This window comes from Pseudomonas sp. SMSB3 (assembly GCF_052041965.1).
Lineage (GTDB): Bacteria > Pseudomonadota > Gammaproteobacteria > Pseudomonadales > Pseudomonadaceae > Aquipseudomonas.
In genome coordinates this window covers 24,804-46,498 of record NZ_JBKGGV010000018.1, presented here as the reverse complement: position 1 = coordinate 46,498, position 21,695 = coordinate 24,804, and the positions used below count along the sequence as shown (strand labels likewise).

Below are 21,695 nucleotides of genomic sequence, written 5' to 3'. Positions count from 1 at the left end.
TTCATCCTTTTTTTCGTACGTGATCGCCCGACGATTTATCGCCAGTCACATCGCGGTACCACAGTTCATGATGCTTGCGTGCCCAGGCGCGACTGACCCAGCCATGCAGCATGGCGCCCACGGAGCCCTTGATCCAGATCCCCGCGTAGATGTGCACGATGATGCTGAGCACCAGCACAAAAGCCGCGAAGGCATGCAACAGCGCACTCAGACGAATGGTGTCGATGCCGAACCAGTGACTGAAATAGGCGCGCCAGATCACCACGCCACTGACCAGCAGGACCAGCATGCACACCAGCAACGTCCAGAACAGCAGCTTCTGTCCGGCGTTGTACTTGCCGATCGCCGGCACCCCCTCTTCTTTGTTGAGCATGACTCGATCGATACGGCGCAGCCACAGGCGGTCATTGGCGTTGATGAAGTTCGCTCGCCAGAAACGCACCACCAGGCCGATGAAGAACACGAACATCGCCACGCCCAGAAACGGGTGCAGGATGCGCGTCCAAGGCCCACCACCGAACAGATGGCTGAGCCAGAACAGAGCCGGATGAAACAGCGCCAGCCCGGACAGCGCGGCAGTCATGAACAGGATCGCCACGATCCAGTGGTTGGTGCGCTCGTTGGCGGTATAGCGCAGGATCGGTTTATCGTCGTTCATGGCCGCTGCTCCCCTTGCCCACCGGGCTTGGTCGGATCGTAGACATGCACTGCAGGATCCACCTCATGCACGCTCGCATCGGCGGGCAGCGGGTGCTCATCCTCCTCCACCCGCTGCGGACCGACCCGCACATAGTGGAAGAACCCGGCCACCACCGCCGCGCCCATCGCCAGCAGGGCCAGCGGTTTGGTGAAGCCTTTCCACAACCCTACCAATGGGCTGATCACCGGTTGGTCCGGCAGGCCGGCGTACAGCTTGGGCGTGTCGGCATGATGCAGCACATACATGACATGGGTGCCGCCGACACCGTCGGGGTCATACAGCCCGGCGTTGTCGTAGCCACGCGACTGCAAATCGACGATGCGCTCGGCAGCATGCACCTTCATCTCGTCCTTGGTGCCAAAGACGATGGCGCCGGTCGGGCAGGTTTTCACACAGGCCGGCTCCAGGCCTACGCTGACCCGGTCCGAGCACAAGGTGCATTTGTAGGCCTTGTGGTCCTTCTGCGAGATGCGTGGAATGTTGAACGGGCAGCCGGTGATGCAGTAACCGCAACCGATGCAGTGGTCCTGGTTGAAATCGACGATGCCGTTGGCATGCTTGATGATCGCGCCCGGGCTTGGGCAGGCTTTCAGGCAGCCGGGCTCGGCGCAATGCATGCAGCCATCCTTGCGGATCAACCACTCCAGGTTGCCATCGTCACGCTCATGTTCGGTAAAGCGCATCAGGGTCCAGGTTTCGGCCGTAAGGTCCTGGGGGTTGTCGTAGGTGCCGTGGTTGTGGCCGACCTCGTCACGCAGTTCGTTCCACTCCGAACACGCCACCTGGCAGGCCTTGCAGCCAATGCACTTGGTGGTGTCGATGAGCTTGGCGACTTGATCGACCTGGCGTACCGAGGGCGGCACGGTGGTGGTGGCCGAGCGGGCAATGATGTCTTGGCTGGCCATCAGAGTTTCTCCACTTTGACGATGAACGACTTGGACTCCGGCGTCTGCGTGTTGCCATCACCGAGGAACGGTACCAAGGTGTTGGTCAGGTAGCCGTGCCGCGTGGCGCCGGTGAAGCCCCAGTGCAAGGGAATGCCGATCTGGTGCACGGTCTGATTGTTCACCTGCAACGGACGTATCCGCTTGGTCACCACCGCGACCGCATCGATGTGCCCGCGTTTGCTCGACACGCGCACCCGGTCACCCGCCTTGATCCCCTTCTCGTTGGCCAGCACCTCGCCGATCTCGACGAATTGCTCGGGCTGGGCGATTGCATTGAGGCGGCAGTGCTTGCTCCAGAAGTGGAAGTGCTCGGTCAGGCGGTAGGTGGTCGCTGCGTAGGGGAACTCGTCATGCTTGCCCAGCGTCTCCCATACCGAATCGAAGATCCGCCCGGCTGGGTTGCTGGTGGCCTTCTTGTTGTGCGGATGCAGCGGGTTGATGCCAATCGGCGTTTCGAACGGCTCGTAGTGCTCGGGGAATGGCCCCTCGGCCATCTTGTCGATGGCGAAGAACCGCGCCACGCCCTCGGGGTTCATGATGAACGGGTTCATGCCTGCCTCAGGCGGCGAGTCGACCTTGAAGTCGGGCACGTCGGTACCGGTCCAGGCCTTGCCGTTCCACCACACCAGGCGCTTTTTCTCTGCATCCCAAGGTTTACCCTGCGGGTCGCTGGAGGCGCGGTTGTAGAGAATGCGGCGGTTGGCCGGCCAGGCCCAGGCCCAGTTCTGCACCTGATGCATGCCGTACGGGTCGCTGTTGTCACGACGAGCCATCTGGTTACCCTGCTCGGTCCAGCAACCGGCGAAGATCCAGCAGCCCGAGGCAGTACTGCCATCGTCCTTGAGCTGCCCGAAGCCCGCCAGCTGTTGGCCCGACTTGATCAGCGCACCGGTTGGATCGGTCACGTCGGTCACCGCCCAGCCGTTCATTTCCTTGGCCAGCTCTTCCGGGGACGGCTCGTCGGCGATCTTGTACGGCCAATGGATGTTCATGATCGGGTCGGGATACGCCCCGCCTTCTGCCTGATAACGCTGGCGCAGGCGTATGAACAATTCGCTCATGATTTGCACGTCGGTGCGCGTCTCGCCGGGCCCATCAGCGCCTTTCCAGTGCCATTGCAGCCAACGGCTGCTGTTGACCAACGAGCCATCCTCCTCGGCGAAGCAGGTTGTGGGCAGGCGGATCACTTCGGTCTGGATGCTGGCGGTGTCGACGTCGTTGTAAGGGCCGGCGTTGCGCCAGAACTCAGAGGTTTCGGTCGCCAATGGGTCCATCACCACCAACCACTTGAGCTTGCCAAGGGCGGCGGTGACGCGGTTTTTGTCCGGCAACGCGGCGATCGGGTTGAAGCCCTGGCACATGTAGCCATTGACCTTGCCCTGGCTCATCATCTCGAACATGCGCAGCACGTCGTAAGCCGGCACATCGAGCTTGGGCAGCCAATCGTAGCCCCAGTTGTTCTCGGCGGTGGCGTTCGGCCCGTACCAGGCCTTCATCAGGCTGACGTGGAATTTGCCGTAGTTCTGCCAGTACGAGAGTTGCCCTGGCCGCAACGGCTTGGAGGCACGCTTGTCGATATAAGCGGTGTAGTCCTGCTCGGCATCACCCGCCAGGGTCAGGTAGCCCGGCAGCGAATTGGACAGCAGGCCCAGGTCGGTCAGGCCCTGGATGTTGGAGTGGCCACGCAGGGCGTTGACGCCCCCACCGGGCATGCCAACGTTGCCCAGCAGCAGCTGGACCATGGCCGCACTGCGGATGATCTGCGCGCCAATCGAATGCTGCGTCCAGCCCAGCGCGTACAGGATCGTCATGGTCTTGCCCGGTACCGAGCAGGTAGCGATCTCCTCCCAGACTTTCATCATGGCGTCCTGCGGCATGCCGCAGGTCATGCTCGCCAGCTCCGGGGTGTAGCGACTGTAGTGCTGCTTCATCAGCTGGAACACGCAGCGCGGGTGCTGCAGGGTCGGGTCGACCTTGGCAAAGCCATCTTCACCCAACTCATAGCCCCAGCCCGACTTGTCGGCATACACGCGCTTGGCCTCGTCATAGCCGCTGAACAGGCCATCTTCGAAGCCGTAACCCTCTTTGACGATGAACGACACGTCGGTGTAGTTGCGCACGTATTCGTGCTGGATCTGATCGGTGCTCAGCAGGTAATTGATCAGCCCGCCCATGAAAGCGATGTCGGTGCCGGTGCGGATCGGTGCGTAGTAATCGGCCACCGAAGCGGTACGGGTAAACCTTGGGTCGACCACGATCAGCCGCGCCTTGTTGTGCGCCTTGGCCTCGGTCACCCATTTGAAGCCGCACGGATGCGCTTCTGCTGCGTTGCCGCCCATCACCAGGACCAGATTCGCATTGGCGATATCGGACCAGTGATTGGTCATGGCGCCACGGCCGTACGTCGGGGCAAGACTTGCCACCGTCGGGCCGTGTCAGACACGCGCTTGGTTATCGAACCCCAGCATGCCAGTTGCGCGAACGACCTTGTGGGTCAGGTAGCCAGCTTCGCTGGAGGCCGCAGAGGCTGCGAGGAAGCCGGTGGTAAGCCAGCGATTGACCGTCTGCCCCTGGGCGTTCTTCTCGATGAAGTTGGCGTCGCGGTCCTCTTTCATCAGGTGCGCGACACGCTCGAGCGCCTCGTCCCAGCTGACCTGCACCCACTCGTTGCTGCCAGGCTTGCGCAGCTGCGGGTATTTCAACCGGCTCTCGCTGTGGATGAAGTCGAGCAGTCCGGCACCTTTGGGGCACAACGTGCCGCGGTTGACCGGGTGATCGGCATCGCCTTCGATGTGGATTATGTTCTGTTTGACGTTTTTGCCCGCATCGCCCTGGCTGTACATGATCAGGCCGCAGCCGACCGAGCAGTAGGGGCAGGTGTTGCGCGTTTCTTTGGTATGCGCCAGCTTGAAGTGGCGCACCTGCTCGGCGAAGGCTGGGGTCGGGGCCATGCCCAACGCCGCCAGGCTCGAGCCTCCAAGGCCGATCGCGGCGACCTTGAAGAACTGCCGACGGTTGAGATCCATCGTGCACTCCTGATCAGTTGCGGACGCACGGAGCTTGGCCGGCGCCTCTTGGTAATCACGGTTGGCGGCCGGTTGAAGGCTGCCAACAGGTAAGACTAGTCAAGAATTGAAAAGGTGCGATGACATGCATCACAGAGACCGTCGATTCAAACTTTACGCCCCAGAATGAAAAAGCCCCCGCAAAGCGGGGGCTCCAGACATCATCTTTACAAAATGTCTCAGCTATATCCTAGAACGGGATATCGTCATCGAAGCTGTCGAAGTCAGCCGCCGGCTGCGGGGCTGGCTGCTGAGGTGCCGGGCGCTGTTGCTGCTGCGGGCGCTGGGCCTGCTGGCGAGGTGGCGCCTGGTTGTACTGCTGCTGACCGCCACCTTGGTTGTAGTTGCCGCCAGCCTGGTTGTACGGGTCACCGCCACCTTGCTGTTGGCCTTGCGGACGGCCGCCGAGCAACTGCATGGTGCCGTTGATGTCGACGATGATTTCCGTGGTGTAGCGCTTGATGCCGTCCTTTTCCCATTCACGGGTCTGCAGCTTGCCCTCGATGTAGCACTGCGAGCCCTTGCGCAGGTACTCGCCAGCGATCTCGGCAACCTTGCCGAACAGCGACACACGGTGCCACTCGGTACGCTCGACCTTCTGGCCGGATTGCTTGTCGGTCCACTGCTCGCTGGTGGCCAGGCTCAGGTTGGTCACGGCGTTACCGTTGGGCAGGTAGCGGACTTCGGGATCCTGACCGCAGGTGCCGACCAGAATGACTTTGTTAACCCCACGGGCCATAACGTTCTCCTAGGCTTCGCACGCCGATGAGGCTGGATTCACCAGTCGCTCGAGGGTCGCGCGGTCCAAAATTTTCGTATCCAGTTTGATATAGATGGCGGCTTCGTCTTGCACCACCACCGCGTCGGTCACACCCGGCACGGCCAGCAAGCGCTCGGTCAGGCAGACCTCCTGCAGCGCTTGCGGCGTCAACGGCAGGCGCAGGCTGGTCACATAGGGCGGCTCGTTCATGCCCAGGGCGACGATCAGCCAGATGGCGCACAACACCGCGCAGCCAAGGAACACCGTATCCAGCCCACCATGCTGAAACAACCAGCCGCCGAGGATGCCGCCCAGCGCCGCACCCAGGAACTGGCTGGTGGAATACACCCCCATCGCCGTTCCCTTGCCGCCGGCAGGCGACACCTTGCTGACCAGCGAGGGCAGCGAAGCTTCCAACAGGTTGAATGCGGTGAAGAATACCACGGTGCCAAGCACCAGTCCGCGCAAACCGTCAGCCCACTCCCAGAAGTATATCTCCGTGAGCAGCAAGACAGTCACCGCACCGGCCAATACGCGTTTCATCTTGCGTTTTTTTTCGCCGTAAATGATGAACGGTACCATTGCAAAAAATGAGACGAACAACGCGGTCAGGTACACCCACCAATGCTCCTCCTTGGGCAGGCCGCCACGCTCGACGAACGCCAGCGGTAGCGCCACGAAGCTGGCCATGAGGATGGCGTGCAGCACGAAAATGCTCACATCCAGGCGCAAAAGGTCCGGATGACGCAGGGTCGGGCCGAGTGCCTGGCGGGCCACGCCCGATTCGCGGTGCTGCAGGGTGCTGTGCGATGTGGGCACGACGAAGGCGATCAGCAGGATGCCGACCAGGGCGAGTCCTGCAGTGGTCAGGAATAATCCTGACAACCCGAAGGCGCTGGTCAACAGCGGGCCGACGACCATTGCCACGGCGAACGATAACCCGATGCTCATGCCGATCATGGCCATGGCCTTGGTCCGGTGCTGCTCGCGGGTGAGGTCGGAGAGCAACGCCATGACCGCAGCCGAAATCGCCCCGGCGCCCTGCAGGATGCGCCCGGCGATCACGCCCCAGATGGAATCGGCCTGGGCCGCCAGCACGCTGCCCAGGGCAAACACCAGCAAGCCCAGGTATATCACCGGACGGCGGCCGATGCGGTCGGAAATCATCCCGAACGGGATCTGCAGCACGGCCTGGGTCAGGCCATAGGCGCCAATGGCAAGGCCGATCAGCGCAGGCGTGGCACCGGCCAGGTCCATGCCGTAGGTAGCCAGCACGGGCAATACCATGAACATGCCCAGCATACGAAAGGCAAAGACCAAGGCCAGGCCGCCTGCAGCGCGGGTTTCGCCGCTGCTCATGCGCTCGTTGTGGGTGTCGTGCATGGATAAACCTCGTGTGAACCGGCGGCGATTCTATCAGTCCGACAGCTTGACGGCATCTACGCGACGCTTTGCCGCGTGATGGCAGCGCGCCGTATAATTCGTTGTTTATGCCCGCCGAGCGAGGTCGCAGTGGACAAGATCCTGATTCGTGGGGCACGTACCCACAACCTGAAGAACATCGACCTGACCCTGCCGCGGGACAAGCTGATCGTGATCACCGGCCTGTCGGGTTCCGGCAAGTCTTCGCTGGCGTTCGATACGCTATACGCCGAAGGCCAGCGCCGGTATGTGGAATCGCTTTCGGCCTACGCGCGGCAGTTCCTGTCGATGATGGAAAAGCCTGACGTCGATACCATCGAAGGCCTGTCGCCGGCTATTTCCATCGAACAGAAGTCGACCTCGCACAACCCGCGTTCGACGGTCGGCACCATCACCGAAATCTACGACTATCTGCGCCTGCTGTACGCCCGCGTCGGTACGCCGCGCTGCCCGGACCACGATATTCCGCTGGAAGCGCAAACGGTCAGCCAGATGGTCGACCTGGTGCTGGAGCTACCTGAAGGCAGCAAGCTGATGCTGCTGGCGCCGGTCGTACGCGAACGCAAGGGCGAGCACCTGGCCGTGTTCGATGAAATGCGCGCCCAAGGGTTCGTGCGTGCGCGGGTCAACGGCAAGCTCTACGAGCTCGACGAACTGCCCAAGCTGGACAAACAGAAGAAACACAGCATCGATGTGGTGGTGGACCGCTTCAAAGTGCGCGCCGACCTCCAGCAGCGCCTGGCCGAGTCGTTCGAGACCGCACTCAAGCTGGCGGACGGCATCGCCCTGGTGGCACCAATGGACGATCAGGAAGGCGATGAGATCATCTTCTCCGCGCGCTTTGCCTGCCCGGTTTGCGGTCATGCCATCAGCGAGCTGGAGCCCAAGCTGTTCTCCTTCAACAACCCCGCTGGCGCTTGCCCGACGTGCGACGGCCTGGGGGTCAAGCAATTCTTCGACACCAAACGCCTGGTCAACAGCGAGCTGACCTTGGCCGAAGGCGCGATCCGCGGCTGGGATCGTCGTAACGTGTACTACTTCCAGATGCTGGGCTCACTGGCCGCCCATTATGGCTTCAGCCTTGAAGAGCCGTTCGGCGAGCTGTCGGCCGAACACCAGAAAGTGATTCTGCAAGGCAGCGGCAAGCACAGCGTCGATTTCAAATACCTCAATGACCGCGGCGACATCGTCAAGCGCTCGCACCCGTTTGAAGGCATCGTGCCGAACCTGGAGCGCCGCTACCGCGAAACCGAGTCAGCTACCGTGCGCGAGGAACTGGCCAAGTTCCTCGGCACGCAGCCCTGCCCGGACTGCCGCGGCACCCGTTTGCGCCGCGAGGCACGACATGTCTGGGTCGGTGAGAAAACCTTGCCGGCGGTGACCAACCTGCCGATCGGCGACGCGAGCAGCTATTTTGCCGACTTGAGCCTGACCGGTCGGCGCGGCGAGATCGCGGCAAAGATTCTCAAGGAAATTTGCGAGCGTTTGCAGTTCCTGGTCAATGTCGGCCTCGACTACCTGACGCTGGACCGCAGCGCCGATACCTTGTCCGGCGGTGAAGCGCAGCGGATCCGCCTGGCCAGCCAGATCGGCGCCGGCCTGGTCGGGGTGATGTACATCCTCGATGAACCGTCGATCGGCCTTCACCAGCGCGATAACGACCGTTTGCTGGCAACCCTCAACCATCTGCGCGACCTGGGCAATACGGTGATCGTCGTCGAACACGACGAAGATGCCATTCGCCTGGCTGACTACGTGGTCGATATAGGCCCTGGTGCAGGGGTGCATGGCGGTAAGATCGTCGCAGAAGGCACGCCGCAGGAGGTCATGGACCACCCTGACTCGCTGACCGGCAAGTACCTGTCGGGGCGCAAGAAGATTGTCGTGCCAGCCAAGCGCACCGCGCGCAACAAGAAGCTGCAACTCAAGCTCAAGGGCGCGCGCGGCAACAACCTGCAAAACGTCGACCTGGAGATCCCGATTGGCTTGCTGACCTGCGTGACCGGCGTTTCGGGTTCGGGTAAATCGACGCTGATCAACAACACCCTGTTCCCCCTGGCTGCCACCGCCCTCAATGGCGCCAGCAGCCACGAGGCCGCTGCGCACACCAGCATGGATGGCCTGCAGCACCTGGACAAGGTGGTAGACATCGACCAGAGCCCGATCGGCCGCACGCCGCGCTCCAACCCAGCCACCTATACCGGCATCTTCACCCCCATCCGCGAGCTGTTTTCCGGCGTGCCAGAGTCGCGCTCGCGTGGTTACGGGCCGGGTCGCTTCTCGTTCAATGTCAAGGGCGGGCGCTGCGAAGCTTGCCAAGGTGACGGTCTGATCAAGGTCGAGATGCACTTCCTGCCCGACATCTACGTGCCGTGCGACGTGTGCAAGAGCAAGCGTTACAACCGCGAAACCCTGGAGATCAAGTACAAGGGCAAGAATATCCACGAGGTGCTGGAAATGACCATCGAGGATGCCCGCGCATTCTTCGATGCCGTACCGGCCTTGGCCCGCAAGCTGCAAACCTTGATGGACGTCGGCTTGTCCTACATCAAGCTGGGGCAGTCGGCGACTACCTTGTCCGGTGGTGAGGCGCAGCGGGTCAAGCTGTCGCGTGAGCTGTCCAAGCGCGATACTGGCAAGACCCTGTACATCCTCGACGAGCCCACTACCGGTCTGCACTTTGCCGACATCCAGCAGCTGCTGGACGTGCTGCATCGCCTGCGTGACCACGGCAACACCGTGGTGGTCATCGAACACAACCTGGACGTGATCAAGACCGCTGACTGGCTGGTGGACCTGGGCCCGGAAGGCGGTTCCAAAGGCGGTCAGATCATTGCGTGCGGCACGCCGGAAGAGCTCACCAAGATGAAGCAGTCCTATACCGGCCACTACCTCAAGCCGTTACTTGAGCGTGATCGGGCCTGAAGCAGCGGTGATGTAAAAAAGCCCCTGGGACCGTCGGATACCAGGGGCATTTCATGATGCTGTGGATAACCTACATCTGCGACTGCAAGTAGTTCTGCAGACCAATGGCCTTGATCAGGCCCTGCTGCTTCTCCAGCCAATAGGTGTGATCTTCTTCGGTGTCGGCCAGCTGAGCGCGCAGGATATCGCGGCTGACATAGTCCTTGTGCAGCTCGCACAGCTCGATGCCCTTGCACAAGGCGGCACGCACTTTGTACTCGAGCTTGAGGTCGGCCTCGATCATCTCGGGCACGGTGGTACCCACTTCCAGGTCATCGGCACGCATGTCCGGAGTGCCTTCGAGCATGAGGATACGCCGCATCAAGGCATCGGCGTGCTGAGCCTCTTCTTCCATTTCGTGATTGATACGCTCGTAGAGCTTGGTCAAGCCCCAATCTTCATACATGCGGGAATGGATGAAGTACTGATCGCGCGCTGCGAGTTCGCCCTTGAGCAACGTGACGAGGTAATTGATGACGTCCGGGTGACCTTGCATCGCCCTGCTTCTCCCTGTGATACGACTGAATGCACATAGTGTGAACCAGGTTTTGCGCGCGGTCACTGAAAAATGGGCAATTGAAGGCAAAAAATCGGCTAAACAGTAGTGATATTCATTGAAAAACCGCCCAAATGAGGGCGGTTCTTCTTATCACTTCGACTTAGGCGAGGTTCAGCCCGAGCGCTTTGGCGACGCCTTCACCATACGCGGGGTCTGCCTTGAAGAAGTAGTGCAGCTGGCGCAGCACCACATCTTCGCTGACGCCCGCCATGGCCCCGGCGATGTTGCTGATCAACAGCGCCCGCTGCTCCGGGTTCATCAGACGGAACAGCGCACCGGCATGGCTGTAGTAGTCGTCGTCTACCCGGTGGTCGTGGCGGTCGGCATCACCACTGAGCGCCAGGGCAGGCTCTGCATGGCGAGGCGACTGCTTGGGCGCATCGGCGTAGCTGTTAGGCTCGTAGTTGGGTGCACTGCCATAGCTGCCCAGGGCCATCGAACCATCACGCTGATAGCTGTTGACCGGGCAACGCGGGGCGTTGACTGGCAGCTGTTGATGGTTGGTACCCACACGGTAGCGGTGGGCGTCGGCGTAAGCGAAGACACGGCCTTGCAGCATGCGGTCCGGTGACAGGCCAACGCCTGGAACCATATTGCTCGGGCCGAAGGCCGCTTGCTCAACCTCTGCGAAATAGTTCAGCGGGTTGCGATTGAGCTCGAGCACACCGACTTCGATCAACGGGAACTCCTTCTGCGACCAGGTCTTGGTCACGTCAAACGGATTCTCGTCACGTTTAGCCGCTTCGGCCTCAGTCATTACCTGAATGCACACCGTCCAACGTGGATAGTCACCACGTTCGATCGCCTCGAACAGGTCGCGCTGGGCGTAATCAGGCTCGGTACCGGCCAAGCGGGCAGCGTCAGCAGGGGCTAGGTTCTTGATACCTTGCTGGGTTTTGAAGTGCCACTTGACCCAGGTCCGCTGACCTTGGGCACTGATCAGGCTGTAGGTATGGCTGCCGAAGCCGTGCATGTGCCGGTAGCCATCCGGGATGCCGCGGTCCGAGAACAGGATCGTGACCTGGTGCAGCGCCTCGGGCGAATGCGACCAGAAATCCCACATCATCTGGGCGCTCTTCAGGTTGCTCTGCGGCTGACGCTTCTGCGTGTGGATAAAGTCGGGGAATTTCAGCGGGTCGCGGATGAAGAACACCGGCGTGTTATTGCCGACGATGTCCCAGTTACCTTCTTCGGTATAGAACTTGACGGCGAAGCCTCGCGGATCACGCTCAGTGTCAGCCGACCCGCGCTCGCCACCCACCGTGGAGAAGCGCAGGAAGGTCTCGGTCTGCTTACCGACCTGTTCGAACAACTTGGCGCTGGTGTACTGGGTGATGTCGCGGGTGACGGTGAACGTGCCATACGCACCAGAACCCTTGGCGTGAACGCGGCGCTCCGGGATGTTCTCGCGATTGAAATGAGCGAGCTTTTCGATCAGGTGGAAGTCGTCGAGCAGCAACGGGCCGCGCGGGCCAGCGGAACGGGAATTCTGGTTGTCTGCAACAGGTGCACCGCTGGCGGTGGTGAGAATCTTGCTCATGGGCTCTCCAAGTCTTCGTACGTTGCCGGCTGATCGGCTTGACGAGGAGTATCGACGAACGGTCGATAATGAACAAATTCATTGCGTGACTTGTATCAATAGAAAGAAATAATACAACCGCGCACAAAAAACCGGGCACTAGGCCCGGTTTCTTGTAGCAGACGGAACGTCTTACTCAGCAGCTTCTACAGCGCCGCCGACAGGACGATCAACCAGCTCGACGTACGCCATAGGCGCGTTGTCGCCAGCGCGGAAACCGCACTTCAGGATACGCAGGTAGCCGCCCTGACGGGTGGCGTAGCGCTTGCCCAGGTCGTTGAACAGTTTGCCAACAGCGGTCTTCGAACGGGTACGGTCGAAGGCCAGACGACGGTTAGCAACGCTGTCTTCCTTGGCCAGGGTGATCAGCGGCTCGGCAACGCGGCGCAGTTCCTTGGCTTTCGGCAGGGTGGTTTTGATCAGCTCGTGCTCGATCAACGACACTGCCATGTTCTGGAACATAGCCTTGCGGTGAGAGCTGGTACGGCTCAGGTGACGTCCACTTTTACGATGACGCATGATTCATTCCTTACCAAACACTACGTTCGGTGATTACGACGATCAGGCGGTCGCCTTGTCGTCTTTCTTAAGACTTGCAGGCGGCCAGTTGTCGAGGCGCATGCCGAGAGACAGACCACGAGAGGCCAGGACGTCCTTGATTTCAGTCAGGGACTTCTTGCCGAGGTTAGGAGTTTTCAACAACTCTACTTCGGTACGCTGAATCAGGTCGCCGATGTAGTAGATGTTCTCCGCCTTGAGGCAGTTGGCCGAACGTACAGTCAGTTCCAGGTCGTCAACCGGACGCAGCAGGATCGGATCGATCTCGTCTTCCTGCTCGACTACGACAGGCTCACTGTCACCCTTGAGGTCGACGAACGCGGCCAGCTGCTGTTGCAGGATGGTCGCAGCGCGGCGGATAGCCTCTTCAGGATCCAGGGTGCCGTTGGTTTCCAGATCAATGACCAGCTTGTCCAGGTTGGTACGCTGTTCAACACGGGCGTTCTCGACCACATAGGCGATACGACGCACCGGGCTGAACGAAGCGTCCAGCTGCAGACGGCCAATGCTACGACTTTCGTCTTCGTCGGTTTGACGGGAGTCAGCCGGCTCGTAACCGCGACCACGAGCTACGGTGAGCTTCATGTTCAGGGCGCCGTTGGACGCCAGGTTCGCGATTACGTGATCGGGGTTGACGATCTCGACATCGTGATCCAGCTGAATATCGGCAGCGGTAACCACCCCCGAACCCTTTTTCGACAAGGTCAGCGTAACTTCGTCACGACCGTGCAGTTTGATAGCCAGGCCTTTCAGGTTCAACAGGATTTCAATGACGTCTTCCTGAACACCTTCGATCGCGGAGTACTCATGGAGTACGCCATCGATCTCGGCCTCGACTACTGCACAGCCAGGCATGGAGGACAACAGGATGCGGCGCAGCGCGTTGCCCAGGGTATGGCCGAAACCACGCTCGAGAGGCTCGAGCGTAATCTTGGCGCGGGTCGGACTGACTACCTGCACATCAATGTGGCGGGGAGTCAGGAACTCATTTACCGAAATCTGCATGGATGCACCTATTTTCTAGCCCTTACTTGGAGTAGAGCTCGACAATCAGGTTTTCGTTGATGTCGGCAGACAGGTCGCCACGAGCTGGAACGTTTTTGAAAACGCCCGACTTCTTAGCGGAATCAACGTCTACCCACTCAACGCGGCCACGCTGGGCGCACAGTTCAAGGGCTTGAACAATGCGCAGCTGGTTCGACGACTTCTCGCGAACCGCGACCACGTCACCCGGACGAACTTGGTAGGATGGAATGTTTACAGTCTTACCGTTGACGCTGATCGCTTTGTGCGAAACCAGCTGACGGGACTCGGAACGAGTCGAGCCAAAGCCCATACGGTAAACGACGTTATCCAGACGGCACTCGAGCAGTTGCAGCAGGTTCTCACCGGTTGCGCCTTTTTTCGAGGCTGCAGCTTGGTAGTAACCGCGGAACTGACGCTCCAGAACACCGTAGATACGACGGACTTTTTGTTTCTCGCGCAGCTGGGTACCGTAGTCGGACTGACGGCCACGGCGCTGGCCGTGGATACCTGGGGCTGCTTCGATGTTGCACTTCGATTCCAGAGCGCGAACGCCGCTCTTCAGGAACAGGTCAGTGCCTTCACGACGAGACAGTTTGCATTTTGGACCAATGTAACGTGCCATTCTTCTGTCTCCTGATTACACGCGACGCTTCTTCGGCGGACGGCACCCGTTATGCGGGATTGGCGTCACGTCGGTGATGCTGGCGATCTTGTAGCCGCAGCTGTTCAATGCACGAACGGCGGACTCGCGACCTGGACCTGGACCCTTGACGTTGACATCGAGGTTCTTCAGACCATATTCCAGCGCAGCTTGACCAGCACGCTCAGCAGCGATCTGAGCTGCGAACGGGGTGGATTTGCGCGAACCACGGAAACCCGAACCACCGGAGGTCGCCCAGGACAAAGCATTGCCCTGACGGTCGGTGATGGTCACGATGGTGTTGTTGAAAGAAGCGTGGATGTGGGCGATGCCATCAACCACTGTCTTTTTGATTTTCTTACGAGGACGAGCAGCAGGTTTTGCCATGTCTATATTCCTGGGCGATTACTTGCGGATCGGCTTACGCGGGCCCTTACGGGTGCGTGCGTTGGTCTTGGTGCGCTGACCGCGAACCGGCAGACCTTTACGATGACGCAGGCCGCGGTAGCAACCCAGGTCCATCAAGCGCTTGATCTTCATGTTGACGTCACGACGCAGGTCACCTTCGGTGGTGAACTTCGCGACTTCGCCACGCAGGGTTTCGATTTGCTCGTCGCTCAGATCCTTGATCTTAGCGGCTGGGTTTACACCAGCGTCTGCACAAATCTTCTGTGCAGTAGTGCGACCGACACCATAGATGTAGGTCAGCGAGATAACAGTATGCTTGTTATCTGGAATGTTGACGCCTGCAATACGGGCCATTCAGTGGGACTCCAATTGACAGCTACCTACGCCCCGGAAGCCAAGAAATAGGGCGCGAGATAATATCGCTGTAGAAACGAATAATCAACCCAGCAGCACACTAGCTGCTGGGTTTGAAGCGCAGATCACACTCAGCCTTGGCGCTGTTTGTGACGCGGTTCCGCGCTGCAGATCACTCGTACGACGCCTTCGCGACGGATGATCTTGCAGTTACGGCACAGCTTTTTCACCGATGCACGAACTTTCATTACCGACTCCTCGAACCTTAGGGGCGTATCAGCGCAGCAAACCGCTGCCACCGTAGCCTTTCAGGTTGGCTTTCTTCATCAGGGATTCGTACTGGTGCGAAACGAGGTGCGATTGTACTTGGGACATGAAGTCCATCACAACCACTACCACAATCAGCAACGAGGTCCCGCCAAGGTAGAACGGCACATTTGCAGCCACCACCAGGAACTGGGGCAGAAGGCAGACGGCCATCATGTAAAGAGCACCGAACATGGTCAGACGAGTCAGAACGCCATCAATGTAGCGCGCCGACTGCTCACCAGGACGGATACCCGGAATAAAGGCACCGGACTTCTTCAGGTTTTCCGCTACGTCTTTCGGGTTGAACATCAACGCTGTGTAGAAGAAGCAGAAGAAAATGATCCCTGCACTAAACAGCAGAATGTTCAACGGCTGACCAGGAGCGATCGACTGCGAGATGTCCTGCAGCCAGCCCATACCTTCGGACTGACCGAACCAGGCACCCAGCGAAGCCGGGAACAGCAGAATGCTGCTCGCGAAAATGGCCGGGATGACCCCCGCCATGTTCACTTTCAGCGGCAAGTGGCTGGTCTGCGCAGCAAACACCTTGCGGCCTTGCTGACGCTTGGCGTAGTGAACGGCGATACGACGCTGACCACGCTCAATGAACACCACGAAACCGATAATCGCTACTGCAAGCAAACCGATAGCGACCAGGGCGAAGATGTTGATATCGCCTGTGCGCGCAGACTCGAAAGACTGCCCGATTGCTCTCGGAAGACCGGCAACGATACCTGCGAAGATCAACATCGAGATACCGTTGCCCACACCGCGCTCGGTGATCTGCTCACCCAGCCACATCATGAACATTGCGCCTGCCACGAAAGTGGAGACGGCAACGACATGGAAGCCGAGGCCTACAGAAAACGCCACGCCCTGGTTGGCCAGGCCAATGGACATGCCAATGGCTTGAACCAGTGCCAGGATAACGGTGCCGTAGCGGGTGTACTGGCTGATCTTGCGACGGCCAGCTTCACCTTCCTTCTTCAACTGCTCCAGTTGCGGGCTGACCGCTGTCATCAGCTGCATGATGATCGATGCCGAAATGTACGGCATGATCCCCAGTGCAAAGATGCTCATGCGTTCGAGCGCGCCACCGGAAAACATGTTGAACAAGCTAAGAATGGTCCCCTCATTCTGCCGAAACAGATCCGCCAGACGGTCCGGATTGATGCCTGGAACCGGGATATGCGCACCTATCCGATAGACGATGATCGCCATGAACAGAAAGCGCAGACGAGCCCAGAGTTCCGACATCCCGCCCTTACCGAGCGAAGAGAGAGCACCTTGCTTAGCCATTTATTCCTCGAATTTGCCGCCAGCTGCTTCGATAGCCGCACGCGCACCCTTGGTGGCTGCGATACCCTTGATGGTGACTGCGCGAGTGACTTCGCCAGACAGCATGATTTTCACACGCTGTACGTTCTGGCCGATCACGTTGGCATCCTTCAGGGATTGCACGGAAACCACGTCGCCTTCCACTTTGGCCAGCTCGGACAGACGCACTTCTGCGCGGTCCATGGCTTTCAGGGAAACGAAGCCGAACTTCGGCAGACGACGGTGCAGCGGCTGTTGACCGCCTTCGAAGCCAGGAGCGATCGAACCACCCGAACGGGAAGTCTGACCTTTGTGGCCACGGCCGCCGGTCTTACCCAGACCGCTACCGATACCACGACCTGGACGATGCTTCTCGCGACGGGAACCCGGCGCTGGACTCAGATCATTGAGTTTCATCGATTAACCCTCGACCTTCAGCATGTAGTAAGCCTTGTTGATCATCCCGCGGTTCTCGGGAGTATCCTGGACTTCTACAGTGTGACCGATGCGACGCAGACCCAGGCCTTTAACGCACAGTTTGTGGTTAGGCAGGCGGCCCGAGACGCTCTTGATCAGCGTAACTTTTACGGTTGCCATGATTAGAAGATCTCCTCAACGCTCTTGCCGCGCTTGGCAGCAATGGACTCAGGAGATTGCATGGCTTTCAGACCCTTGAAGGTGGCGTAAACCACGTTCACTGGGTTGGTCGAACCGTAGCACTTGGCCAGGACGTTCTGAACGCCAGCAACTTCCAGGACGGCACGCATTGCGCCGCCGGCGATGATACCGGTACCTTCCGAAGCAGGCTGCATGTAAACCTTCGAGGCGCCGTGGGCGGCCTTGGTGGCGTACTGCAGGGTGGTGCCTTTCAGGTCAACCTGGATCATGTTGCGACGAGCAGCTTCCATGGCTTTCTGGATCGCGGCAGGTACTTCGCGCGACTTGCCACGGCCGAAACCAACGCGACCCTTGCCATCACCTACCACGGTCAACGCGGTGAAGGTGAAGATACGGCCGCCTTTAACGGTTTTAGCTACGCGGTTAACTTGAACCAGCTTCTCGATGTAGCCTTCGTCGCGCTTTTGATCGTTATTTGCCATAACTTAGAACTCCAGCCCGCCTTCACGAGCAGCATCAGCCAGCGCTTTGACGCGGCCATGGTACTTGAAGCCGGAACGGTCAAAGGCAACTTGAGATACACCGGCGGCTTTCGCACGCTCAGCTACCAGCTTGCCAACCTTAGTGGCCGCGTCGATGTTGCCAGTGGCGCCATCACGCAGGTCTTTGTCCAAGGTCGAGGCGCTTGCCAGAACCTTGCTGCCGTCGGCCGAAATGACCTGGGCGTAGATGTGCTGCGAGGAGCGGAACACGCACAGGCGCACGACTTCGAGTTCGTGCATCTTGAGACGTGCTTTGCGAGCGCGACGCAGTCGAGTAACTTTTTTGTCGGTCATTTGCTAGGCCCTACTTCTTCTTGGCTTCTTTACGACGGACTACTTCGTCCGCGTAACGCACACCCTTGCCTTTGTAAGGCTCTGGCGGACGGAAATCGCGGATTTCAGCCGCCACCTGACCTACCAGCTGCTTATCGATACCCTTGATCAGGATGTCGGTTTGGCTAGGCGTTTCAGCAGTGATACCGGCTGGCAGTTCGTAGTCCACTGGGTGCGAGAAGCCCAGAGCCAGGTTCAGGACGGTGCCTTTAGCCTGTGCCTTGTAACCAACACCGACCAGCTGGAGCTTACGCTCGAAGCCTTGGCTTACGCCTTGGACCATGTTGTTCACCAGAGCGCGGGTGGTACCGGCCATGGCGCGAGCTTGCTGATCACCGTTACGAGCGACGAAACGCAGCTCGCCAGACTCTTCGGTAACTTCAACAGACGAGTGAACGTTCAGTTCGAGAGTGCCTTTGGCACCCTTCACCGAAAGCTGTTGGCCGGCGAATTTTACTTCGACGCCAGCGGGCAGCTTTACGGGGTTCTTAGCGACGCGAGACATGCCTATCTCCCCTTAGAACACTGTGCACAGAACTTCGCCGCCGACACCGGCAGCGCGCGCAGCGCGATCAGTCATCACACCTTTGTTGGTGGAGACGATAGACACGCCCAGACCGCCACGTACTTTCGGCAGATCTGTGACGGACTTGTACTGGCGCAGGCCTGGACGGCTGGAGCGCTTCAGTTCCTCGATGACCGGACGGCCTTCGAAGTACTTCAGTTCGATCGACAGAGAAGGCTTGGCCTCACCAGTAACCTGGTAGCCAGCGATGTAACCTTCGTCTTTCAGAACTTTGGCAACCGCGACCTTCAGGGTGGAGGAAGGCATGCTTACGACGGACTTTTCAGCCATCTGGGCATTACGGATGCGAGTTAGCATGTCCGCTAACGGGTCCTGCATACTCATGGGCTAGATGCTCCTGATACAAGAATTATTAGCCTTGCGGCTATCACAACCACCCTTGCGGGCAGGGTCAATGACCCAGGCTCGGGTGAGCCGGTCATTCTAGACACAAGCCAGAAACGAAACAAGCCCCACGAGGGGGCTTGTTTGTTGGCGAGGTCACCGACGGTCGGAAGATTGCGCTTCGACCGTCGGGATCACACCGGCAGCGCTTACCAGGAGGCCTTGACCAGACCTGGTACGTCGCCGCGCATTGCCGCTTGACGCAGCATGTTACGGCCCAGGCCGAACTTACGGTATACACCGTGAGGACGACCGGTCAGGCGGCAACGGTTGCGCAGACGGGCAGCGCTAGCGTCGCGTGGCTGCTTCTGAAGGGCGACAACGGCAGCGAAACGCTCTTCAGGAGAGGCGTTCTGGTTGACGATGGTCGCTTTCAGCTCAGCACGCTTCTTAGCGAACTTGGCTACCGTGAGCTGACGCTTCAGCTCGCGGTTTTTCATGCTCTTCTTGGCCATTTTCCTACTCCAATCAGTTGCGGAACGGGAATTTGAATGCACGCAGCAGAGCGCGGCCTTCGTCATCCGAACGAGCAGTGGTGGTCAGGGTGATGTCCAAACCGCGCAGAGCATCGATCTTGTCGTAGTCGATTTCCGGGAAGATGATCTGCTCTTTCACGCCCATGCTGTAGTTGCCACGACCATCGAAGGACTTGGCATTCAGGCCGCGGAAGTCGCGAACCCGAGGCAGGGAGATCGCCAGCAGGCGGTCCAGGAACTCGTACATTTTTTCGCGACGCAGGGTCACCTTGACACCGATCGGCCAGCCTTCACGGACTTTGAAGCCCGCGATGGATTTACGAGCGAAGGTCACAACTGGCTTTTGACCAGTGATCTTTTCCAGGTCGGCAACAGCGTGCTCGATGACTTTCTTGTCACCGATCGCTTCGCCCAGACCCATGTTCAGGGTGATCTTGGTAACGCGCGGAACCTCCATCACGTTCGACAGCTTAAGTTCTTCCTTAAGCTTAGGAGCGATTTCGTTCCGGTAAATCTCTTTCAGTCGTGCCATGGTCTTCTACCTAGCAGTGTTCAAGCATCAACCGCTTTTTGGGTCGACTTGAAGACACGAATTTTCTTACCGTCTTCAACTTTGAAGCCAACGCGGTCAGCCTTGTTGGTTTCGCCATTGAAGATGGCAACGTTGGAAGCGTGCAGAGGCGCTTCTTTTTCGACGATACCGCCCTGTACGCCCGCCATCGGGTTAGGCTTGGTATGACGCTTGACCAGGTTCACACCACCGATGACCAGACGGTCGTCAGCGAGAACCTTCAGCACCTTACCGCGCTTACCTTTGTCTTTGCCGGCGATCACGATGATCTCGTCGTCACGACGAATCTTTTGCATGTCGGATCTCCTTACAGCACTTCAGGGGCGAGCGAGACGATCTTCATGAACTTCTCAGTACGAAGTTCACGGGTCACTGGCCCGAAGATGCGAGTGCCGATCGGCTCTTGCTTGGTGTTCAGCAGAACAGCAGCGTTGCCGTCGAAACGAATGATGGAACCGTCAGCGCGACGTACACCGTGACGGGTACGTACGACAACAGCGGTCATCACCTGGCCTTTTTTGACCTTACCGCGCGGAATGGCTTCCTTGACGGTTACTTTGATGATGTCACCGATGCCGGCATAACGACGGTGCGAACCGCCGAGTACCTTGATGCACATGACGCGACGAGCGCCGCTGTTATCGGCCACATCGAGCATGGATTGAGTCTGAATCATAAAATTTCTCCGACCCCTAGCCCTTAGACTTCAACAGCGCGTTCGAGGACTTCAACCAGTGCCCAGGACTTGGTCTTGGCCAGCGGACGGGTTTCACGAATGGAAACCTTGTCGCCGATTTTGCACTGGTTGGATTCGTCGTGCGCGTGCAGCTTAGTCGAACGCTTAACGTATTTACCGTAGATCGGGTGCTTGACGCGACGCTCGATCAGAACGGTGATGGTCTTGTCCATTTTGTCGCTGACGACACGGCCAGTCAGCGTACGGACGGTTTTTTCAGCTTCAGCCATGATCACTTACCTGCCTGCTGGTTGAGCACAGTTTTCACGCGAGCGATGTCACGCTTAACTTGCGAGAGCAGGTGCGACTGACCCAACTGGCCAGTTGCTTTCTGCATACGCAGATTGAACTGGTCGCGCAGCAAGCCGAGCAGTTGCTCATTCAGTTGCTGTGCAGATTTTTCACGAAGTTCATTCGCTTTCATCACATCACCGTCCGCTTAACAAAGGAGGTGGCGAGAGGCAGCTTTGCAGCAGCCAGGGCGAAAGCTTCGCGCGCCAGCTCTTCAGAAACACCCTCGATCTCGTACAGGACTTTGCCTGGCTGGATCTGGGCAACCCAGTATTCCACGGAACCTTTACCTTTACCCATACGAACCTCGAGAGGCTTCTTGGAGATCGGCTTGTCCGGGAACACACGGATCCAGATCTTGCCGCCACGCTTGACGTGACGGGTCAGCGCACGACGTGCGGACTCGATCTGGCGAGCGGTGAGGCGACCGCGAGCAACAGCTTTCAGGGCGAATTCGCCGAAGCTGACTTTGCTACCGCGCAGTGCCAGACCACGGTTGTGGCCGGTCATCTGCTTACGGAATTTTGTACGCTTTGGTTGCAACATTTGG

General features: G+C 59.1%; 28 protein-coding genes. 1 reads left to right on the top strand and 27 read right to left on the bottom strand.

The genetic code is table 11. From position 1 onward, the window contains the following. Window position 1 precedes the first annotated feature (1 nt). The 5 genes from ACLEJW_RS21815 to ACLEJW_RS21795 form a co-directional block, all read right to left on the bottom strand. The gene (locus ACLEJW_RS21815; RefSeq protein ID WP_440778233.1) at window positions 2–658 is read right to left on the bottom strand and encodes a formate dehydrogenase subunit gamma; all 657 of its coding nucleotides are present in this window, start codon (window positions 656–658) and stop codon (window positions 2–4) included. Then, window positions 655–1,605 carry a formate dehydrogenase subunit beta gene (gene fdxH / locus ACLEJW_RS21810; protein ID WP_145190322.1) on the bottom strand — a complete coding sequence of 317 codons (951 nt, stop codon included), beginning with the start codon at window positions 1,603–1,605 and terminating at the stop codon, window positions 655–657. Before fdxH ends, ACLEJW_RS21815 begins: the two co-directional genes overlap by 4 nt. Then, complete coding sequence (fdnG, locus tag ACLEJW_RS21805) at window positions 1,605–4,673, bottom strand: formate dehydrogenase-N subunit alpha (protein ID WP_440778232.1); 3,069 nt, start codon at window positions 4,671–4,673, stop codon at window positions 1,605–1,607. Before fdnG ends, fdxH begins: the two co-directional genes overlap by 1 nt. 229 nt (window positions 4,674–4,902) lie before the next feature. Then, window positions 4,903–5,451, bottom strand: coding sequence for a single-stranded DNA-binding protein (locus ACLEJW_RS21800; RefSeq protein ID WP_313645759.1), 549 nt, complete (start codon window positions 5,449–5,451; stop codon window positions 4,903–4,905). A 9-nt stretch (window positions 5,452–5,460) separates the two neighbouring features. Beyond that, window positions 5,461–6,855 (bottom strand): MFS transporter, encoded by a 1,395-nt coding sequence (locus ACLEJW_RS21795; protein WP_440778231.1) that lies wholly within the window; start codon window positions 6,853–6,855, stop codon window positions 5,461–5,463. Between the two features lie 129 nt (window positions 6,856–6,984). Here ACLEJW_RS21795 and uvrA point away from each other — a divergent pair, with 129 nt between their 5' ends. After that, window positions 6,985–9,819, top strand: coding sequence for an excinuclease ABC subunit UvrA (gene uvrA, locus ACLEJW_RS21790; RefSeq protein WP_178108359.1), 2,835 nt, complete (start codon window positions 6,985–6,987; stop codon window positions 9,817–9,819). A 70-nt stretch (window positions 9,820–9,889) separates the two neighbouring features. On the opposite strand, the gene bfr is transcribed toward uvrA, so the two are convergent. The 22 genes from bfr to rplP all read right to left on the bottom strand — a co-directional run bounded on the left by bfr (window position 9,890) and on the right by rplP (window position 21,691). After that, a complete protein-coding gene (gene bfr, locus ACLEJW_RS21785; protein WP_145190308.1) occupies window positions 9,890–10,354 on the bottom strand; it encodes a bacterioferritin in 465 nt (154 codons plus the stop codon). Between the two features lie 163 nt (window positions 10,355–10,517). Then, the gene (locus ACLEJW_RS21780) at window positions 10,518–11,957 is read right to left on the bottom strand and encodes a catalase (protein WP_440778230.1); all 1,440 of its coding nucleotides are present in this window, start codon (window positions 11,955–11,957) and stop codon (window positions 10,518–10,520) included. 171 nt (window positions 11,958–12,128) lie between these two features. After that, window positions 12,129–12,515, bottom strand: coding sequence for a 50S ribosomal protein L17 (rplQ, locus tag ACLEJW_RS21775; RefSeq protein WP_060478900.1), 387 nt, complete (start codon window positions 12,513–12,515; stop codon window positions 12,129–12,131). Between the two features lie 42 nt (window positions 12,516–12,557). Further along, window positions 12,558–13,559, bottom strand: a complete 1,002-nt coding sequence (locus tag ACLEJW_RS21770; protein ID WP_003255452.1) for a DNA-directed RNA polymerase subunit alpha — start codon at window positions 13,557–13,559, stop codon at window positions 12,558–12,560. 22 nt (window positions 13,560–13,581) lie between these two features. Next, window positions 13,582–14,202, bottom strand: a complete 621-nt coding sequence (rpsD, locus tag ACLEJW_RS21765) for a 30S ribosomal protein S4 (protein WP_012316514.1) — start codon at window positions 14,200–14,202, stop codon at window positions 13,582–13,584. A 15-nt stretch (window positions 14,203–14,217) separates the two neighbouring features. Further along, a complete protein-coding gene (rpsK, locus tag ACLEJW_RS21760) occupies window positions 14,218–14,607 on the bottom strand; it encodes a 30S ribosomal protein S11 (RefSeq protein WP_012270237.1) in 390 nt (129 codons plus the stop codon). Window positions 14,608–14,625: 18 nt separating this feature from the next. Then, window positions 14,626–14,982 (bottom strand): 30S ribosomal protein S13, encoded by a 357-nt coding sequence (gene rpsM, locus ACLEJW_RS21755; protein ID WP_012316515.1) that lies wholly within the window; start codon window positions 14,980–14,982, stop codon window positions 14,626–14,628. Window positions 14,983–15,113: 131 nt separating this feature from the next. Further along, a complete protein-coding gene (gene rpmJ / locus ACLEJW_RS21750; RefSeq protein ID WP_002555468.1) occupies window positions 15,114–15,230 on the bottom strand; it encodes a 50S ribosomal protein L36 in 117 nt (38 codons plus the stop codon). 28 nt (window positions 15,231–15,258) lie between these two features. After that, complete coding sequence (gene secY, locus ACLEJW_RS21745; protein WP_003257108.1) at window positions 15,259–16,590, bottom strand: preprotein translocase subunit SecY; 1,332 nt, start codon at window positions 16,588–16,590, stop codon at window positions 15,259–15,261. Further along, a complete protein-coding gene (gene rplO / locus ACLEJW_RS21740; RefSeq protein ID WP_023382625.1) occupies window positions 16,591–17,025 on the bottom strand; it encodes a 50S ribosomal protein L15 in 435 nt (144 codons plus the stop codon). 3 nt (window positions 17,026–17,028) lie between these two features. Continuing rightward, the gene (gene rpmD, locus ACLEJW_RS21735; protein ID WP_003255463.1) at window positions 17,029–17,205 is read right to left on the bottom strand and encodes a 50S ribosomal protein L30; all 177 of its coding nucleotides are present in this window, start codon (window positions 17,203–17,205) and stop codon (window positions 17,029–17,031) included. Window positions 17,206–17,207: 2 nt separating this feature from the next. Further along, the gene (gene rpsE, locus ACLEJW_RS21730; protein ID WP_003255465.1) at window positions 17,208–17,708 is read right to left on the bottom strand and encodes a 30S ribosomal protein S5; all 501 of its coding nucleotides are present in this window, start codon (window positions 17,706–17,708) and stop codon (window positions 17,208–17,210) included. Between the two features lie 3 nt (window positions 17,709–17,711). Beyond that, complete coding sequence (gene rplR / locus ACLEJW_RS21725; protein ID WP_008089801.1) at window positions 17,712–18,062, bottom strand: 50S ribosomal protein L18; 351 nt, start codon at window positions 18,060–18,062, stop codon at window positions 17,712–17,714. 10 nt (window positions 18,063–18,072) lie between these two features. After that, the gene (gene rplF, locus ACLEJW_RS21720) at window positions 18,073–18,606 is read right to left on the bottom strand and encodes a 50S ribosomal protein L6 (protein WP_009681972.1); all 534 of its coding nucleotides are present in this window, start codon (window positions 18,604–18,606) and stop codon (window positions 18,073–18,075) included. Between the two features lie 12 nt (window positions 18,607–18,618). Continuing rightward, on the bottom strand, window positions 18,619–19,011 hold the full coding sequence (rpsH, locus tag ACLEJW_RS21715; protein WP_008089805.1) for a 30S ribosomal protein S8: 393 nt from the start codon (window positions 19,009–19,011) through the stop codon (window positions 18,619–18,621). A 209-nt stretch (window positions 19,012–19,220) separates the two neighbouring features. Next, window positions 19,221–19,526, bottom strand: a complete 306-nt coding sequence (rpsN, locus tag ACLEJW_RS21710) for a 30S ribosomal protein S14 (RefSeq protein WP_145190302.1) — start codon at window positions 19,524–19,526, stop codon at window positions 19,221–19,223. Between the two features lie 13 nt (window positions 19,527–19,539). Then, entirely contained in the window at window positions 19,540–20,079 is a 540-nt protein-coding gene (rplE, locus tag ACLEJW_RS21705) for a 50S ribosomal protein L5 (RefSeq protein WP_012316517.1), read from the bottom strand. A gap of 20 nt (window positions 20,080–20,099) precedes the next feature. Next, window positions 20,100–20,414: a 50S ribosomal protein L24 gene (rplX, locus tag ACLEJW_RS21700; protein ID WP_003255476.1), complete on the bottom strand. Its 315-nt coding sequence runs from the start codon at window positions 20,412–20,414 to the stop codon at window positions 20,100–20,102. An 11-nt stretch (window positions 20,415–20,425) separates the two neighbouring features. Next, window positions 20,426–20,794 carry a 50S ribosomal protein L14 gene (rplN, locus tag ACLEJW_RS21695; RefSeq protein ID WP_008089810.1) on the bottom strand — a complete coding sequence of 123 codons (369 nt, stop codon included), beginning with the start codon at window positions 20,792–20,794 and terminating at the stop codon, window positions 20,426–20,428. A gap of 23 nt (window positions 20,795–20,817) precedes the next feature. After that, entirely contained in the window at window positions 20,818–21,084 is a 267-nt protein-coding gene (rpsQ, locus tag ACLEJW_RS21690) for a 30S ribosomal protein S17 (RefSeq protein WP_008089812.1), read from the bottom strand. Between the two features lie 2 nt (window positions 21,085–21,086). Further along, window positions 21,087–21,278, bottom strand: a complete 192-nt coding sequence (gene rpmC / locus ACLEJW_RS21685; RefSeq protein ID WP_002555481.1) for a 50S ribosomal protein L29 — start codon at window positions 21,276–21,278, stop codon at window positions 21,087–21,089. Further along, the gene (rplP, locus tag ACLEJW_RS21680; RefSeq protein WP_003255479.1) at window positions 21,278–21,691 is read right to left on the bottom strand and encodes a 50S ribosomal protein L16; all 414 of its coding nucleotides are present in this window, start codon (window positions 21,689–21,691) and stop codon (window positions 21,278–21,280) included. The genes rpmC and rplP overlap by 1 nt, the downstream gene beginning before the upstream one ends. Window positions 21,692–21,695 lie beyond the last annotated feature (4 nt).